Annotated in this window: 18 protein-coding genes; 14 read left to right on the forward strand and 4 right to left on the reverse strand. The window is 34.3% G+C overall.

Annotated elements, in window-relative coordinates; all coding sequences use genetic code 11:
* Window positions 1-15: 15 nt before the first annotated feature.
* Both ligA and ACNQGH_RS15995 read left to right on the forward strand, forming a co-directional pair.
* Window positions 16-2,019, forward strand: coding sequence for an NAD-dependent DNA ligase LigA (ligA, locus tag ACNQGH_RS15990; protein WP_417957029.1), 2,004 nt, complete (start codon window positions 16-18; stop codon window positions 2,017-2,019).
* On the forward strand, window positions 2,009-2,698 hold the full coding sequence (locus tag ACNQGH_RS15995; RefSeq protein WP_417957030.1) for a lysoplasmalogenase family protein: 690 nt from the start codon (window positions 2,009-2,011) through the stop codon (window positions 2,696-2,698). Before ligA ends, ACNQGH_RS15995 begins: the two co-directional genes overlap by 11 nt.
* Here ACNQGH_RS15995 and ACNQGH_RS16000 read toward each other — a convergent pair.
* From ACNQGH_RS16000 to ACNQGH_RS16010, 3 genes are read right to left on the reverse strand one after another with little or no spacing between them, the layout of a single operon-like run.
* Window positions 2,688-3,599, reverse strand: a complete 912-nt coding sequence (locus tag ACNQGH_RS16000) for a bifunctional metallophosphatase/5'-nucleotidase (RefSeq protein WP_417957031.1) — start codon at window positions 3,597-3,599, stop codon at window positions 2,688-2,690. The genes ACNQGH_RS15995 and ACNQGH_RS16000 overlap by 11 nt on opposite strands.
* 15 nt (window positions 3,600-3,614) lie before the next feature.
* A complete protein-coding gene (locus ACNQGH_RS16005) occupies window positions 3,615-3,821 on the reverse strand; it encodes a hypothetical protein (protein ID WP_417957032.1) in 207 nt (68 codons plus the stop codon).
* Window positions 3,796-4,605: a 5'-nucleotidase C-terminal domain-containing protein gene (locus ACNQGH_RS16010; protein WP_417957033.1), complete on the reverse strand. Its 810-nt coding sequence runs from the start codon at window positions 4,603-4,605 to the stop codon at window positions 3,796-3,798. Before ACNQGH_RS16010 ends, ACNQGH_RS16005 begins: the two co-directional genes overlap by 26 nt.
* 101 nt (window positions 4,606-4,706) lie before the next feature.
* Between ACNQGH_RS16010 and ACNQGH_RS16015 the strand changes: the two genes are divergently transcribed.
* From ACNQGH_RS16015 to ACNQGH_RS16070, 12 genes are all read left to right on the forward strand, one after another.
* Complete coding sequence (locus ACNQGH_RS16015) at window positions 4,707-5,171, forward strand: DUF6913 domain-containing protein (protein ID WP_417957034.1); 465 nt, start codon at window positions 4,707-4,709, stop codon at window positions 5,169-5,171.
* Window positions 5,172-5,177: 6 nt separating this feature from the next.
* Complete coding sequence (gene dapA, locus ACNQGH_RS16020) at window positions 5,178-6,065, forward strand: 4-hydroxy-tetrahydrodipicolinate synthase (RefSeq protein WP_417957035.1); 888 nt, start codon at window positions 5,178-5,180, stop codon at window positions 6,063-6,065.
* A 131-nt stretch (window positions 6,066-6,196) separates the two neighbouring features.
* Window positions 6,197-6,991 carry an outer membrane protein assembly factor BamD gene (locus tag ACNQGH_RS16025; protein ID WP_417957036.1) on the forward strand — a complete coding sequence of 265 codons (795 nt, stop codon included), beginning with the start codon at window positions 6,197-6,199 and terminating at the stop codon, window positions 6,989-6,991.
* Between the two features lie 8 nt (window positions 6,992-6,999).
* Complete coding sequence (locus ACNQGH_RS16030) at window positions 7,000-7,317, forward strand: DNA-directed RNA polymerase subunit omega (RefSeq protein ID WP_035671643.1); 318 nt, start codon at window positions 7,000-7,002, stop codon at window positions 7,315-7,317.
* 8 nt (window positions 7,318-7,325) lie between these two features.
* The gene (gene coaBC / locus ACNQGH_RS16035; RefSeq protein WP_417957037.1) at window positions 7,326-8,576 is read left to right on the forward strand and encodes a bifunctional phosphopantothenoylcysteine decarboxylase/phosphopantothenate--cysteine ligase CoaBC; all 1,251 of its coding nucleotides are present in this window, start codon (window positions 7,326-7,328) and stop codon (window positions 8,574-8,576) included.
* Between the two features lie 73 nt (window positions 8,577-8,649).
* A complete protein-coding gene (porD, locus tag ACNQGH_RS16040; RefSeq protein ID WP_417957038.1) occupies window positions 8,650-9,534 on the forward strand; it encodes a type IX secretion system protein PorD in 885 nt (294 codons plus the stop codon).
* A gap of 54 nt (window positions 9,535-9,588) precedes the next feature.
* Entirely contained in the window at window positions 9,589-11,241 is a 1,653-nt protein-coding gene (gene recN, locus ACNQGH_RS16045) for a DNA repair protein RecN (protein ID WP_417957039.1), read from the forward strand.
* Window positions 11,242-11,333: 92 nt separating this feature from the next.
* Window positions 11,334-12,524 carry an enoyl-ACP reductase FabV gene (gene fabV, locus ACNQGH_RS16050; protein WP_417957041.1) on the forward strand — a complete coding sequence of 397 codons (1,191 nt, stop codon included), beginning with the start codon at window positions 11,334-11,336 and terminating at the stop codon, window positions 12,522-12,524.
* A 211-nt stretch (window positions 12,525-12,735) separates the two neighbouring features.
* Complete coding sequence (locus tag ACNQGH_RS16055) at window positions 12,736-13,734, forward strand: glycosyltransferase family 2 protein (RefSeq protein WP_417957042.1); 999 nt, start codon at window positions 12,736-12,738, stop codon at window positions 13,732-13,734.
* Between the two features lies 1 nt (window position 13,735).
* The gene (coaE, locus tag ACNQGH_RS16060; RefSeq protein ID WP_417957043.1) at window positions 13,736-14,332 is read left to right on the forward strand and encodes a dephospho-CoA kinase; all 597 of its coding nucleotides are present in this window, start codon (window positions 13,736-13,738) and stop codon (window positions 14,330-14,332) included.
* Between the two features lie 59 nt (window positions 14,333-14,391).
* Complete coding sequence (locus ACNQGH_RS16065) at window positions 14,392-15,975, forward strand: sensor histidine kinase (protein ID WP_417957044.1); 1,584 nt, start codon at window positions 14,392-14,394, stop codon at window positions 15,973-15,975.
* A 3-nt stretch (window positions 15,976-15,978) separates the two neighbouring features.
* Window positions 15,979-16,695 (forward strand): response regulator transcription factor, encoded by a 717-nt coding sequence (locus tag ACNQGH_RS16070; RefSeq protein ID WP_417957045.1) that lies wholly within the window; start codon window positions 15,979-15,981, stop codon window positions 16,693-16,695.
* Window positions 16,696-16,761: 66 nt separating this feature from the next.
* On the opposite strand, the gene ACNQGH_RS16075 is transcribed toward ACNQGH_RS16070, so the two are convergent.
* Entirely contained in the window at window positions 16,762-17,502 is a 741-nt protein-coding gene (locus ACNQGH_RS16075) for an acyl-[acyl-carrier-protein] thioesterase (RefSeq protein WP_417957046.1), read from the reverse strand.
* Window positions 17,503-17,525 lie beyond the last annotated feature (23 nt).

Genomic DNA, 17,525 nt, shown 5'->3' on the forward strand with positions numbered 1-17,525 from the left:
GCCAATTTTTTTTCTATGGATATTCAAAATACGATTCAAACTTTAAGAGAGGAATTAAATCAACACAATTATAATTATTATGTGTTGGATAAACCGGTAATTTCCGATTATGAATTTGATTTGAAATTACAACAACTCCAGGATTTAGAAAATAAATATCCAGAATACTTTGATGAAAATTCACCTACGCAAAGAGTGGGAGGCGCAATTACAAAAAATTTTCAAACCGTTGCTCACGAACACCGGATGTATTCTCTTGATAACGCTTATTCCAAAGAAGAATTGATCGACTGGAAAAAACGCGTTCAAAAAGTTTTGGGAGATGTTCCATTAGAATATACCTGTGAATTAAAATACGATGGCGCTTCGATCAGCATTACCTATGAAAACGGAAAATTAAAACGTGCAGTAACTCGCGGCGATGGTTTTCAAGGGGATGATGTGACTAATAATATCAAAACCATAAAATCAATTCCGCTGAAGCTGAAAGGAAATTTTCCTGAGAAATTTGATGTGCGGGGTGAAATTATTTTGCCTTTTGCCGGTTTCGAAAAGATGAATCAGGATTTAATCGAAATTGGTGAATTGCCGTATTCAAATCCCAGAAATACGGCTTCCGGAAGTTTGAAATTACAAGACAGTGCCGAAGTTGCCAAAAGACCATTAGATTGCCTGTTGTATTTTTTAATTGGAAATAATCTTCCTTTCAAATCGCAATTTGAAGGACTGGAAACCGCCAGACAATGGGGATTTAAAGCACCAAAAGAAGCAAAATTGGCGCATAACATGGAAGAAGTTTTTCAATACATAGAATATTGGGACACGCATCGACATGCGCTTCCTTATGAAACGGATGGGGTAGTGGTAAAGGTAAATTCTTTTCACTATCAGGATGAATTGGGTTTTACAGCCAAATCCCCGCGCTGGGCGATTGCCTATAAATTCAAATCAGAACAGGTTTCGACAAAATTGAACTCCATCTCCTATCAGGTGGGAAGAACCGGTGCAATTACGCCGGTGGCAAATTTAGAGCCGGTGCAATTGGCTGGAACTATTGTCAAACGTGCATCTTTACATAACGCTGATCAAATTGAGAAATTGGACATTCGTGTGGGAGACACCGTTTATGTGGAAAAAGGAGGCGAGATAATCCCTAAGATTATTGCCGTTGATTTGAGCAAACGCCCGGAAAACACGCAGCCTACAAAATACATCACAGATTGTCCGGAATGCCATACAGCATTAGTTCGAAGTGAAGGCGAAGCGAATCATTATTGTCCGAATTTTTATGGTTGTCCGCCACAGATTATCGGCAGGATTCAGCATTATATTTCTCGAAAGGCTATGGATATTGAAGGTCTTGGCGGAGAAACGGTAGCATTACTTTTCAACAATGGATTGGTTCATAATTATGCCGATTTATATGAATTGACCGTTGAACAAATTCTTCCTTTGGAAAGAATGGCTCAAAAATCTGCTGAAAATTTGGTAAAGGGTGTGGAGAATTCAAAAAACATTCCTTTCGAACGCGTTTTATTTGCCCTTGGAATCCGATTTGTTGGTGAAACAGTAGCCAAGAAATTAGCAAAACATTATAAAAACATTGACGCATTGAGTCAGGCGACATTGATGGATTTGATTTTGGTGGATGAAATTGGAGACCGGATTGCACAAAGTGTAATTGATTTTTTCGAAAATAAAGAAAATAGAATGATTATTGAAAGATTAAAAAAACATGGCGTACAATTTGAAATTTTTGAAAAAATAAACCCAAATGCCACTGACAAACTTTCTGGAAAAACTTTTGTGGTTTCAGGTGTTTTTGAGAAATTTTCAAGAGATGATTTGAAAAAAGCCATTGAAGACAACGGGGGGAAAGTAGGAAGTTCCATTTCTGCCAAAACGGATTATGTTGTTGCCGGAGATAATATGGGTCCAGCTAAACTGGAAAAGGCCAATAAACTGAATGTCCCGATAATTTCGGAAGATGATTTTATGAAACTGATTAATGAAAGCTAATACACCCGCACTCGTACTTTATTTTTTGGCTTGTATATTGACTGTTTTATTTAATTTGTTGGGACAGGAATCCTTGGTGCTCTATGCGAAATCTATAGTGGTACCCTCCATTTTTATTTATTATTTTACGACCAGTAATTATAAAATTGATTTGATGAAAGCAGGTATTTTTCTGTTTTCTTTTACAGGGGAAGTTTTTATTTTGATGGACTACAAGGATTCGGAAACGGGTTCAGTATTGAGTTTTTTGATCGTTTATATACTATTGGTCATTCCTCTTATTAGTGGCTTAAAAAAAACAAAGCTTGATAAAATAGCTGTTTTATCCTTGCTTATTGTAATCCTTGCGATGGTTGTTTTATCGACTACGATTTTGAGTCTGCAATTGGAGAAAATGAAAACTGATTTTTCAATTATTATAATTTATAGTATTGTATTAAGTATGCTGATTTGTATATCTGTTGTAAATTACGTTGCAAAAGGCACTTTTGCTTTTCTAAATTTATTGCTGATGTCCGTTTGTTTATTGCTTTCTGATATTTTTTATGTGCTGAATGGATTTTATTTATCACTTTCCGTTTTTAGTCTGATCGAAATGAGCTGTCAGGTGTTTTCTTATTTTTTCATGGTCAGTTACTTTATTGAAAATGACAGGTCTTTAAGAAAAATTAAACAATAATTGATGTCCCTTTTGATGCATGTTGTTTGTTGTTATCAAGATAAAAATCAATTCGGCCTAAATTAATTCCGTAACAACCCACCTGGTTTACCAAAACTTCATTACCGGCAAGATTTTTTGCAACGGTTGGTTTGTCAAGAAAGGTGTGGGTATGACCGCCTATTATTAAGTCAATATCCTGGGTTAGTTCCGCTAGTTTTAAATCGCAAATTTTATTGGGTTCGTCTTTGTATGTATAGCCTAAATGCGACAAACAAATCACTAAATCACAGTGTTGTTCTTTTTTTAAAATCCGGATCATATCTTGCGCTGCTTCAACAGGATTGTTATAAACAGTCTCTTTATACAGTGCCTTATCCACTAATCCATTGAGCGCTATTCCAAGACCAAAAACACCAACTTTGATTCCGTTTTTATTAAATATTTTGTATGGTTTTACAAAACCATCCAGCAGCGTATTTTTAAAATCATAGTTTGCCGAGAGCAATTCAAACTTGGCGTGAGGCATTTGTGCATATAAACCTGCTACGCCGTTATCAAAATCATGATTCCCTATTGTGGAGGCGTCGTATTGCATCATGCTCATCAGCTTGAATTCCAATGCTCCGCCATAATAATTAAAATAGGGGGTGCCCTGAAAAATATCGCCGGCATCAAGCAGCAGTACATTTGGATTTTCTTTTCGGATTGATTCTATAAGGGCCGCTCTTCGGACAACACCGCCCATGTTAGGATTTTTAGGATGATCAGCCGGAAAAGGATCTATATAACTGTGTACGTCATTCGTATGGAGAATCGTCAGGTGTTTTGTTTCCGAAGAAGTAAAGCTGGTCAATGGCAATCCTAAACCCAATAAAGCGGTGCTTGCAGCGGTCTTTTCAATAAAATCTCTTCTTTTCATTTTTTTTGGAGCTATTTATTTTTTCAGTTTATCTGTATCTTTCTGTCCGTCATGCTGTCCGTCATGCTGTCTGTCATGCTGTCTGTCATGTCTTTCTGTTTTAAAAAGAAAGTCATAAAGGATGCCACTTCCATCGGGTCCTGAGGCAATAGATTTATGGAACTGTTTTCGGTTATTAAAAGGGAACACTTCTTTTTTATTCAACAGTAATTCTGATGTCATTTGCTGCAGCAACGGTATCCACTTCTTTGAAATAATCAATTAAAATATTTCGTAATTTATAATCTAAAACATATTGCTGGACGCCTTTCTTAAAGAAATTCATATTGTCGCCGCCATTGGCTAAATAATCGTTGGTTCCTATATAATAAATTTTCTCTTTTTCAATTGGTTTTCCCTGAACTAATATATTCTTGGCTGTATTATTTTTGTCAATTGTAAAGGTTATACCGGATATCGGATGTGGTTTTTTTTCGGCGATAAAGTAAGCCGCTAATTCAAAAACCTGTTCCCCTTTTAAAGCAATAACAACCATACTGTTTTCAAAAGGCATAATTTCAAAAGCAGTTCTGCTCGTCACATTTCCTTTTGGAAGAATAGAACGAATACCTCCATGATTCAGTAAACAGATATCGATATTCTTTTTTTCTCTTGCATTAAAAACTAAATTGCCTCGCATCAGGGTAACATCTGCCAGTAAATTGCCAATAGAAGTCTGCCATTTGCCGGAACTTTTATCTAAAGTTATCGGGCAATACGCCAGAACGCTGTCTAAATCTTTATTAATGTGTTCGCGATAGGGTTTGATAAAGTTTTCAATTTGCTTCGCCTGCTCGCTATCTGGGCTCGAAGTAGGAACTTGGTTTTGCTTTTCGGTAATTGGAATTCTTTTTCCTTCTATCTTCGTAGCATAATAATTTTGTTTACTACAAGAAGTAATAAAAATAAATGTTAAGAATATAACAAAAAGTTTTAAAACATCGTTATACTTTTTTAGATTTACCATTTTAAATGCGACTTAATTAATTAATTTTGTAATCAAGTAAAAGTAACATGTTTTTAAATTACATAAAGGATTTTTCTGTAAAAAAAATATTAAAAAACAGCTTGCAGAATGTTAAAAGCAATACGCTTTCAACTTCAATACAAACTGTTGGGTTGCTTATAGACGCCACTTATTTTTCTGAAAAAGAGGCCTTGATTAGGGAGTTAGTGGCAAACGGATTTTCAGCAAACAATATTAAAGTTATTGTTTACAGAGACAAATTTAAAAAAAGCGATGCGCATACTCATCCTGCTTTTGGAGCAAAACATCTCAATTGGAAAGGAGAGATTGCCAATACGCAAGTAAACGATTTTGTGAACGAGCAGTTTGATCTGTTGATCAATTATTATGATGTTGAAAAAGCAATTTTAATGGTTGTTACCCACAATTCAAAGGCACAATTTAAAGTTGGATTTTCATCAATTGACAAAAGATTAAATCATTTGATTATTAATACCAGCGCCGAAAATTATAAAGTTTTCGTTCACGAATTATTTAGATACTTAAAAAAATTAAACAAATTATAGTCCAATATGCAATCATTAATAGGAACAGGTGTTGCCCTTGTAACACCATTTAACGAGGATTTTTCAATTGATACCGAAGCATTAAAAAGAATTGTAAATTTTTCCATTGATAATGGAATTGAATACCTTGTAGTACTTGGAACAACTGCCGAAAATGCAACCTTGTCTCAAGACGAAAAAGAATTGGTTATCAAGACGGTAATAGAAATTAATAATGGAAGATTGCCATTGGTATTAGGTGTTGGTGGTAATAATACAATGAAAGTTGTGGAAGAGCTTAAAACCAGGGATCTATCACAATTTGTGGCTATCCTTTCGGTTTCACCTTATTACAATAAACCAACTCAGGAAGGCATTTACCAACACTTTAAAGCTGTTGCTGAAGCCTCTCCGGTTCCTGTTATTTTGTATAATGTTCCCGGAAGAACGGCAAGTAATATATTGCCTGCAACTGTTTTGCGTTTAGCAAATGATTTCGAAAATGTGGTTGCTATCAAGGAAGCAGCTGGAGATATTGTTCAGGCGATGCAAATATTGAAAAACAAACCAAAAGATTTTCTTGTGATTTCCGGCGATGATATGATTGCTTTGCCGATGGTTTTGGCAGGTGGATCTGGAGTTATATCGGTAATTGGACAGGGTTTTCCAAAAGAATTTTCTGAAATGATTCGATTGGGTTTGAATAGAAAAGTGGAAGAAGCATTCAAATCACAGTACCTTTTATCGGATTGTATCGATATGATTTTTGAACAGGGAAATCCTGCAGGAATCAAACAAGTGTTTCTCTCACTGGGGATCGCTGAGAATACGGTTCGTTTGCCATTAGTAAAAGTAGATGAATCATTGGCTGGCAGAATTGGCCAATTTGTTGAAAAAATCAATAAACAAGCGTAAAAAGCGGTATCTTTTTTTATGCAAAAATATATTTTGTAGTAGCTAAATTAATAACTAAATTTGCCACCGAAACTTCGGTATGATTTTCTGTACATGGAACACAACACAGAAATCGTAAAAAAAGTAAAAAAATGAAAAAAATAATATCTCTATTGCTTCTCGTTACTCTTTTTTGTTCTTGTAACGAATATCAAAAAGCATTAAAAACCGAAGATGTTGCTGTAAAATTTGAAATGGCCACTAAATTGTATGATGCAGGTAAATATTCAAAAGCGATTCGTCTTTTTGAACAAATTGCTCCGGCGTACAGAGGGAAACCTCAAGCGGAAAAATTGTTTTACATGTTCGCACAATCATATTACAAAAGCAAACAATATTATTTAGCGGGATACCAGTTTGAAAGTTTTGTTTCGGGTTATCCAAAAAGCGAAAAAATACAGGAAGCAGCTTATTTAGGTGCAAAAAGTTATTCAATGCTATCACCGGTTTATAGTTTAGATCAGGCAGATACAGTGAAAGCTATAGATAAATTACAAACATTTATTGATACGTACCCAAACTCGGAATATTTGACAGAGGCCAATGCAACTGTGAAAGTATTGAGCAAAAAAATAGAGAAAAAGGTATATGAAAATGCAAAAGGATACAATACTATTTCGGATTTTAAATCAGCGATAGTAGCTTTTGATAATTTTATAGCGGATTATCCAGGAACGACATTCAAAGAAAATGCTTTGTTTTACAAATTTGATTCCGCTTATCAATTAGCAATCAATAGTGTTCCTGCAAAAATGGAAGAGCGATTAAATGTTGCAGTAGCGGCTCATTCAAATTTAATGAAATTTGATCCTAATACGCAATACAAAAAGAAAGCGGACGAAATGTTCGCTAGAATTGAAAAAGATTTACAAAAATTTACTAAATAAATAAAGTCATGGATTTAAAAAAGACGAATGCTCCGGTAAATACAATAACATACAACAAGAATGTTATTGAAGAACCTACTGGGAACGTGTATGAAGCGATAACCATTATGGCTAAAAGAGCAAACCAAATCAATTCTGAAATCAAAAAAGAATTGACTGAGAAATTGGAAGAATTTGCTACATATAATGATAGTCTTGAAGAAGTTTTTGAAAACAAAGAGCAAATTGAGGTTTCAAAATTTTATGAAAAATTGCCTAAGCCTCATGCTTTAGCAGTTCAGGAATGGTTAGATGGTAAAATTTACCACAGAGATTCAAATAAGTAATAGTAGTAATGTCAGTTTTAAGCGGTAAGAAAATTTTACTAGGTATTTCTGGTGGAATTGCAGCCTATAAAACAGCTTCATTAGTACGACTTTTCATAAAAGCAGGTGCACATGTCCAAGTGATAATGACACCTGCTTCTAAGGATTTTATCACTCCATTAACGTTAGCGACGTTATCTAAAAATCCTGTATATTCCAGCTTTTACAAACAAGACGACAACCCGGACCTACAAGGCGAAGGAGCACAACAAAACGAAAAAGAATGGAATAACCACGTTGAACTGGCACTTTGGGCTGATCTGATGGTTATTGCTCCTGCTACTGCTAATACCTTGTCAAAAATGGTAAAAGGTACTTGTGATAATCTTCTGATTGCAGCCTATTTATCGGCAAAATGTCCTGTGTACTATGCACCTGCAATGGATTTGGATATGTATAAGCATCCCTCCACCATTGCTAATTTTTTCTCTTTGACTCAATTTGGGGACACCATAATTCCCGCTGAAAGTGGCGAATTGGCAAGTGGACTTTCAGGAGAAGGAAGAATGGCTGAACCGGAACACATTGTTGCCTTTATAGAAGCTGATTTAGAAAGCAGATTGCCATTAAAAGGAAAAAAAATATTAATTACTGCCGGTCCTACATACGAAGCGATAGATCCTGTACGTTTTATAGGAAATCATTCTTCAGGAAAAATGGGTTTTGATATTGCCTCAAGTGCAGCAAATCTGGGAGCTTCTGTACTGTTAGTTGCCGGTCCTACACATTGCAAAGTGAGCCATCCACTGATTAAAGTGATTCCGGTGATTTCTGCTCAGGAAATGTATGATGCCTGTCATCTTTATTATGCTGATGTGGATGTTGTAATTGCAGCTGCTGCAGTTGCGGATTATAAGCCTAAGCAGGCAGCTTCGCAAAAGATAAAAAAGAATGCTGAAGATTTTACTATTGAACTGGAGAAAACAAAAGATATTTTAGCTTCTTTAGGCCAAAGTAAAAAAAATCAGTTTTTAATTGGTTTTGCTTTGGAAACAGAAAATGAAATTGAAAATGCTAAGTTGAAAATTCAGAAAAAAAACTTAGATTTGATAGTTCTAAATTCATTGCAGGATCAAGGAGCTGGTTTTGGAAAAGCAACAAATAAAGTTACTTTTATAGATAAGTTTTTTACCATTGAAGCCATGGAATTGAAATCAAAAGAGGCAGTTGCCGATGATATTCTAAATAAAGTAATGGCGCACTTTTATCAAATGAGCTAGCAGATTACCATTCAAAAGGCAATGATGGTGTGTGATTTACTGATGACCCATAAGAAACAATAGAAAGCTACAGATGAATAAAATAATTACTTTTCTTTTACTACTGACTTTTGGGCTTACACAAGCGCAACAGTTAAATTGTACCGTGACAGTAAATGCACAAAAATTAAGTAATGCAAATCAGCAAGTTTTCAAGACGCTGGAGACATCAATAAGTGAATTCGTAAATAAGACGGATTGGACTGGCCAGACTTTTAAGCAAAACGAAAAGATTAACTGTTCGATGTATATCACCGTTTCATCGAATAGCGCGGACCAATTTACTGCCACTATTCAGGTGCAATCATCAAGACCGGTTTTTAATTCCTCTTATGCGTCTCCCGTATTAAATTATAATGACAAAGACTTTAGTTTTAGATATACCGAGTTTGAAAATTTAATTTTTAATCCAACTACTTTTGATTCTAACTTAGTTTCAGTACTGGCGTTTTACAGTTATGTAATTTTAGGAATGGATTCGGATACTTTTGTTTTGGAATCTGGAAATCCAAATTTTGAAATAGCCCAAAATATTTCCAATGTTGCACAGCAAGGTGGTTCGAAAGGATGGGGTCAAACGGATGGAAATCAAAACCGATATTTTTTGATAAACGATATTTTATCCCCAGCATTCAAACAGGTCAGACAGACCCTATACGACTATCATACCGGATTAGACTTGATGAGTCAGGATTTAAAAGCCGCTAAAGAAAAAATAAAAGGTTCGTTAATTAATCTGGCAAAATTAAATGCTTCAAGACCTAATGCCTTTTTAACGCGTGTTTTTTTTGATGCCAAATCAGATGAAATCGTTTCTATCTTTTCTGGTGGACCAAATATAACTATATCGGATTTAGTCGATAATCTAAATAAAATTTCTCCTTTGAATTCAAGTAAATGGGTGCTAATAAAATATTAATTGGATTTCAGTTTTAGTTTAATTTTTAGCTCCTCATCACAAAACAATATATAAATGATAACGTCACTTTCGATAAAAAACTATGCTTTAATAGAAAAATTGACTATCGATTTTTCAAAAGGTTTTTCAACAATCACAGGAGAAACAGGTGCTGGTAAATCAATAATTTTAGGAGCATTGGGACTGGTTTTAGGAAAAAGAGCAGACTTAACTTCTTTAAAGAATAAAGAAGAAAAGTGTATTATTGAAGCTCATTTTGAAATTTCAAAGTATAATTTGTTACCCTTTTTTGATGCCAATGATTTGGACTATGAAAATGAAACTATCATTAGACGTGAAATTCTCCCTTCAGGAAAATCAAGAGCTTTTATCAATGACAGTCCTGTAAATCTTCAGGAACTTCAGGAACTGAGTCTGTTCTTAATTGATATCCATTCGCAACAGCAAACCCAGGAACTTTCGGATGAAAATGTTCAGTTCGATATTATCGATGCCATTGCCAATAATAAAGAGACTATTCTGGATTACCAATCGCTTTTAAAAAGTTATAAATCGGACAAATCCAAATTGAATTCGTTACTGAAACGACAAAGCGAATCTAAGAAAGAACAGGAATACAATACTTTTTTATTAGATGAATTAGTTGTGGCACAATTAAAATCGGGCGAGCAGGAAATTCTTGAAGCTGATTTTGAGAAGTTGAACAATGTTGAGATTATTAAAGAATCGATCGATAAAGGGTTGGCTATTGCTAACGAAGAGCAGATTGGAGTGATGAATAATCTGAAAGAAATTAAAATTTCATTACAAAAAATAGCTCCTTTTTCAGCGGATTACCATGCTTTATTAGAAAGGATTACAAGTGTAACGATTGAGTTTGATGATATTTCAGAAGAGATGAATCGCTGTTCGGAGAAACTAATTAATGATCCGGAGCAACTGGACTTAATTAGTCAAAAGTTGCAGGTTATTTTTAATTTGCAAAAGAAGCATCAGGTTACCACGGTGGATGAATTGCTTGAAATCCAGGCTGCCTTGGAAAATTCAGTTTTAGAATTAGGAAATATCGAAGAAGAGATCCTAACATTGACGCATTCGATTGAACAAAAAACAACGACATTGGATGCCATGGCGACGATAATTCATACGAATAGATTCGAATCCATTCCGGTTTTATCTCAAAAGTTAATTGCGATTTTAGAAACGTTGGGAATGCCTAACGTCCGTTTCAAAATCGATATTAATACTGGTGAGACGTATTTTCAAAATGGTAAAGATGAACTTCAGTTTTTATTTTCTGCCAATAAAGGAACTGATTTTGGTTTGTTGAAAAAAGTGGCTTCCGGTGGAGAAATGTCCAGAATTATGCTGGCTGTTAAGGCAATATTGGCACAATATTCAAAATTACCGACACTGATTTTTGATGAAATTGACACCGGTGTATCGGGAGAGATTGCAGTCAGAATGGGAGAAATCATGAAAGAAATGAGCCAGCAGATGCAAATATTTGCCATCACTCATTTACCTCAGATCGCTGCAAAAGGAAGTGCACATTTCAAAGTATTTAAATCGACTGTCGGGGACGATACACAATCAGAATTGAAGTTGTTGAACGAGGAAGACAGGGTCGTGGAAATTGCACAAATGTTATCGGGGACTATCGTTTCTGAATCAGCCTTAAATCACGCAAAAGCCTTGTTGAACTAATATTTTGCTTTATATTTGCTCCCTTTTAGAAAATATTTTGCAAAAGCTGAAAAACAAGTATACAAAAAAATTAAATTAAAGAATAACCACATATGATTATAGAACCTAGAATGAGAGGATTTATTTGTACGACATCTCACCCAAAAGGATGCGAACAAAATGTTAAAAATCAAATAGAATATGTAAAATCAAAAGGGCCTATTAACGGGGCTAAAAAAGTCTTGGTAATTGGAGCTTCAACCGGTTTTGGTCTGGCTTCCAGAATTACAAGTGCTTTTGGTTCCGGTGCGGGAACGATTGGTGTATTTTTTGAAAAACCTCCTTCAGAAGGTAAAACAGCTTCACCAGGCTGGTATAATTCTGCTGCTTTCGAAAAGGAGGCGCATAAAGCAGGTTTGTATGCAAAAAGTATCAATGGAGATGCTTTTTCTAATGAAATAAAAAATCAGACATTAGACCTTATCAAAGCTGATTTAGGTCAAATTGATCTAGTGATTTATAGTCTGGCTTCTCCTGTTCGTGTTCATCCGGTTACCGGTGTATTGCATCGTTCCGTTTTGAAACCAATCGGAAGTACTTTTACAAATAAAACGGTTGATTTTCATTCAGGTAAAGTTTCGGAAATTTCTATTGAACCGTCCAGCGGTGATGATATTGAAAATACGATTGCTGTAATGGGTGGTGAAGATTGGGCCATGTGGATTGATGCTTTAAAAGCAGAAAATTTACTGGCTCCGGGCGCTACAACGGTTGCCTATTCTTATATTGGGCCCTCATTAACTGAAGCAGTTTATAGAAAAGGTACTATTGGTCATGCCAAAGATCATCTTGAAGCGACTGCATTTGCTATTGCTGACAGCTTAGCTGCTATTAATGGGAAAGCATTTGTTTCTGTAAATAAAGCGTTGGTAACACAAGCAAGTTCAGCGATTCCTGTTATTCCATTGTATATTTCTTTATTGTACAAAATAATGAAAGAAGAAGGAATCCACGAAGGTTGTATTGAGCAAATTCAGCGTCTATACCAAGAAAGATTGTACACCGGAAATGAAGTTCCTGTCGATGAGAAAGGAAGAATTCGTATTGATGATTTAGAAATGCGTTCTGATGTTCAGGAAAAAGTAGCTAAATTATGGATAGATGCTGTCACTGAAAACTTATCGGAAATAGGTGATTTAGAAGGATACAGAAAAGATTTTTATAATCTCTTTGGCTTTGATGTTGAAGGGATAGACTATAAAGCAGAGGCAAACGAAGTGGTCAATATCGAAAGTATTGGGTAATCGTATGTACTAAATTAAATAGTTAGATCGGTAATGCATCTTAATTTCACAATGGTTTATCCCTTTGAAATTAAGATGCATTATTTTTTATAAAAAAATAAAAATAGTTATAAAACCATCAACTAATAGTTAATGGTTTTTTTAGGATAAAGATTATATTTGTTAAAATTATCTGAGCCTAAAAACATGTTTAATACCACATACCTACATTATGTTATTTTCCCTAATCATACCAGTATACAATCGCCCGGACGAAGTTGATGAACTTTTGGAAAGTTTGTCCCATTCAACTTACAACGAAATTTTTGAAATTGTTATTGTTGAAGACGGATCCACTTTACCGTGTAAGGATGTTGCTCAAAAATATGGTGACAGACTAGATATTTCCTATTACTACAAAGAAAATTCGGGCCCCGGTGATTCCAGAAATTACGGAATGACTAAGGCCAGGGGCGATTATTTTATTATTTTTGACTCGGACTGTATTATTCCTGAAATGTATTTAAATGAGGTAGACAAAGCACTGAAGCAAAATTATGTGGATTGTTTTGGAGGTCCCGATAAAGCTTTAGATAGTTTTTCAGATATTCAGAAAGCCATCAATTTTGCAATGACCTCGTTTCTTACCACTGGCGGAATTAGAGGTGGTTCAGAAAAAATCGATAAGTTCCAGCCCCGAAGTTTTAACATGGGATTGTCTCGAAAAGCTTTTGAGGCATCCAAAGGGTTTGGGAATATTCATCCTGGTGAAGATCCGGATTTATCGATTCGTTTATGGAATTTAGGATTTGAAACCAAACTTTTTCCAAAGGCCTTCGTGTATCACAAAAGAAGAATTGATTGGGATAAGTTCTCCATTCAGGTAAATAAGTTTGGTAAAGCAAGACCCATACTTAACAGTTGGTACCCACAATACGGTAAACTCACTTTTTTCTTTCCTTCTGTTTTTATAATAGGTTTTTTTATCTCCCTGCTATTATTGGTTTTCAATTTTGATCAGCTGCTTCAGTTGTATTTTGTTTATTTTTTGGTATTATTTTTGGTGTCTACTTATCAGAACAAAAGTGTCAAAATTGGGTATTTATCATTGATAGCCGTCTGGAAACAATTTTATGGTTACGGAACAGGGTTTTTAGAATCATTTATAAAAATCATCGTGCTCAAACAAAAACCACAAGAGGCATTTCCGGAGTTATTTTTCAAAAAATAATATGACAAAAATAATTGGTTTAACAGGCGGGATTGGAAGTGGAAAAACAACCATTGCGAATTATTTCCAATCATTTGGCATTCCTGTTTACATTGCTGATGATGAGGCTAAGAAAATTATGCAGTCATCAGAAATTATTGCGGCCATTAAAAAGGTATTTGGTACTGCTATTTTTGAAAATGGAGTCCTGAATAGAGAGCAATTAGCGGCCATCGTATTCAATGATCCCGAAAAATTAAAAGAACTCAATAAAATTGTTCACCCTGCGGTAAGAAGACATTTTGATCAATGGCTCTTGCAATATAGGGCAGCACCTTATGTTATTTATGAAGCGGCCATTTTATTTGAAAGCGGAGGCTATAAAAATTGTGATTTAATTATAACGGTCACTGCTCCGCTAGCATCAAGGATTCAGAGGGTTGTGGAACGTGATGAAACGACACGCGAACTTGTTTTAAAGCGAATAAAGGCACAGTGGACTGACGAAGAGCGCATTTCAAAAAGCGATTTTGTTATCAAAAATACATCCATTGAAGCGGCAAAAACAGAAGTTGTTAAAATTCTTAAAATTTTAAAGATTAAACAAAACGAGTCTTAGATGTTAATGTTTGGTTAATGTATTATTTAATATATTGTTAAAATACTAATTTTGTCTCGATGAATAAACTTTTTTTTAGATTGCTTGTATTGTTGATGAGTTTGTCCCTTATAGGGATTATTCTTGTTCAGGTGTATTGGTTTAATACCTCATTTAAAAACAATGATGAGCAGTTCAAATTTCATGTCAAGCAGGTTATTGGCAATGTAGCCAATAAATTGCAGCAACAGGAAGCCTATAGTTTTTATGATAAATACAATCATTATAAAGACAGTACCGGAAAGATTCCCAAAAAGAATGATTTATTAGAGTTTTATTACGTTCAAAAGAATCCTAAAACAAATGAGATCATAAAATATTCAAATATGATTGGAACTGAAGATTACGATATATCTTCAACGTTCTTTGATAAAAAATTTGACCGCGAAAAGTTTAAGAGTTTTAATTCTAAACGTGTTACTGAGGTTTATAACAATAAGAACATAGATAATCCAGGTGTTCAGCAAAGTTTGATACCAGATGTAAGGATTGAAAAATCCGGAAATTTAGATGTTTTGGATAATGCGCAATTTGAAATTTTCTTTAAGGATATTGCAGCTGCAATGCCACTTGAAGAAAGAGTTTCAAAAGAAACAGTAAAGAAACTGATAAAAAAAGAATTAGAGGAATACGGTGTAAATACAAAATTTGAATTTGGTATATACAGCAGTAATTTGGCAACTAAAATAAAGTCGGATAATTTTAAGTATGATAGGGATGCCACGTATTCGATTCCTATATTTAGTGATAATGAAGGGAACAGTAAGTATCAGTTACTGGTTACTTTTCCTCATAAAAAGAAATTTTTATTATCGGAGCTTGTTAGTATAACCATACTTTCAATCATATTTACGCTTATTATTATTATAGCGTATTCGAGCGCATTGAACCAATTGATTCGTCAACGTCACATATCTGAAATAAAAACGGATTTTATTAATAATATGACACATGAGTTTAAAACTCCTATAGCGACGATTAATTTAGCTTTGGACGCCATTAAGAATCCAAAGATTATTGATGACAAGGAAAAGGTATTTCGATACCTGCAAATGATCAGGGATGAAAATAAACGGATGCACGCTCAGGTTGAAAATGTTTTAAGAATCTCTAAACTGGAGAAAAAAGAATTAGACATTAATAAAGATTCCAATAACATTCAGGACGTTATTAATGATGCAATTGAGCATGTGAATTTGATTTTAGAAGACAGGCATGGAACGATTACAAGTCATTTTGACGCCAGTAGGACTACGGTTTTAATTAATGATGTTCATTTTACGAATGTACTCGTTAATATTTTAGAAAATGCAATAAAATATTCCCCGAATGTTCCGGAGATTGATGTGTATACCGAAAATGTTAAAGACATGGTTATTATCAAAGTAAAAGATAATGGATTGGGAATGAGTAAAGTGGCTCAGAAAAGAATTTTTGAGAAATTTTATAGAGAACATACGGGAGATATCCATAATGTTAAAGGACACGGGTTAGGTCTGGCATATGTAAAAAGGATAGTTGAAGACCATAATGGTCAGGTTTATGTAGAAAGTGAAAAGGGAAAAGGAAGTACCTTCATAATAAAATTACCATTAATAAATTAAAATATGGAAAATGTAAATAAAAAAATACTTTTAGTTGAAGACGACCTTAATTTTGGTGCAGTGCTAAAAGATTATTTAATGCTAAATGATTTTGATGTCACTTTAGCAAAAAATGGAATGGAAGGATTTGAAAAGTTCAAAAAAGATACGTACGATTTATGTATTCTAGATGTAATGATGCCCTATAAAGATGGCTATACACTAGCTAAAGAAATCAGAGAAAAGAACAATGAAGTGCCAATTATTTTCTTAACAGCAAAATCGATGAAAGAAGATGTGCTGAAAGGATATAAAGCGGGTGCCGATGATTATTTGAACAAACCCTTTGATTCTGAAGTTTTATTGATGAAAATAAAAGCAATTATTCAAAGAAAATCGTCTGATACAAAAGCGGAACAGGTTCAATTTGAATTTAATATTGGTAAATTCCATCTGAATTCTAAACTACGTTTTCTAACCTATGATAATGAAGAGCCAATAAAATTGTCTCCAAAAGAGAATGAGTTATTGAAAATGCTGATTCTTCATGAAAATGATTTAATGCCAAGAGAATTAGCGTTGACAAAAATATGGAGAGATGATAACTACTTTACTTCCAGAAGTATGGATGTGTATATCGCTAAGTTAAGAAAATATTTGAAACTGGATGAAGATGTTGAAATCTTAAACATCCACGGTGAAGGATTTAGATTAGTTGTTAAAAACAAAACAGCAGTATAAACAAAGCAGGCTTCGAGAAATCGGAGCCTTTTTTTTGGGTATGCTATTTGTTTGTTTAGAGGGAATTTATTCAAAATTCAGCTGTAAAGCGTAGCTGGTTTTATCTTCTTTCGTTATACTGAAAATAGTTTCGTTTTCAGCAATATTTTCATGGATTATTACTTTGTCCTTTAATGATAATTCTTTAAGGAAATTCATTTCAAAACTTTTAATGACTTGATTCAGAATTAATTTTTCATCAACCAAATCCAAACACCATTCCAGGTATTTTACATTATTGACATGATTTACAATATCTAAATCCGACAAGAATACGGTCTTTTCAAAAACAATTTCTTTTTCATGGTTGAAATTAATCTTGGAAAATCCTTTCTGGGTGGCTCTTTTTTCCGGATACAATTCAAAATGTTCAAACGGTAAGGACAAAGCTTCCGGTCTGCGGATTTTAGTGTTAAAAACAGCCCAAAAAGTCTCCGATCCTACAATTTTATCTCCGTTAACATACATTTCTAAAGCACGTACCGAACGGGAGCTTTCTAACGAATTGATCCACGTTTTTACAGTTACGATATCCCCCCATTTGGGTAATTTAGTGATTTCAACACGCATTCGGCTCAAAACCCAAGCTTGGTTGAATTCCTGCATATCCAAAAAACTAATCCCGCCAATTTCTGAATGTGCCGCAGCCGTTAACTGCAAAATATTACACAAATCAGTATACTTTAAAAAACCATTTGGCGCACATTGTGTAAAATTGATTTCCCAATCCCTGCTTAAAACAGAAGTGAAATTTGGAGCTATTGGCATATTTGAAAATTATAATTTTGTAA

It is taken from the genome of Flavobacterium kochi (genome assembly GCF_048286715.1).
Lineage (GTDB): Bacteria > Bacteroidota > Bacteroidia > Flavobacteriales > Flavobacteriaceae > Flavobacterium.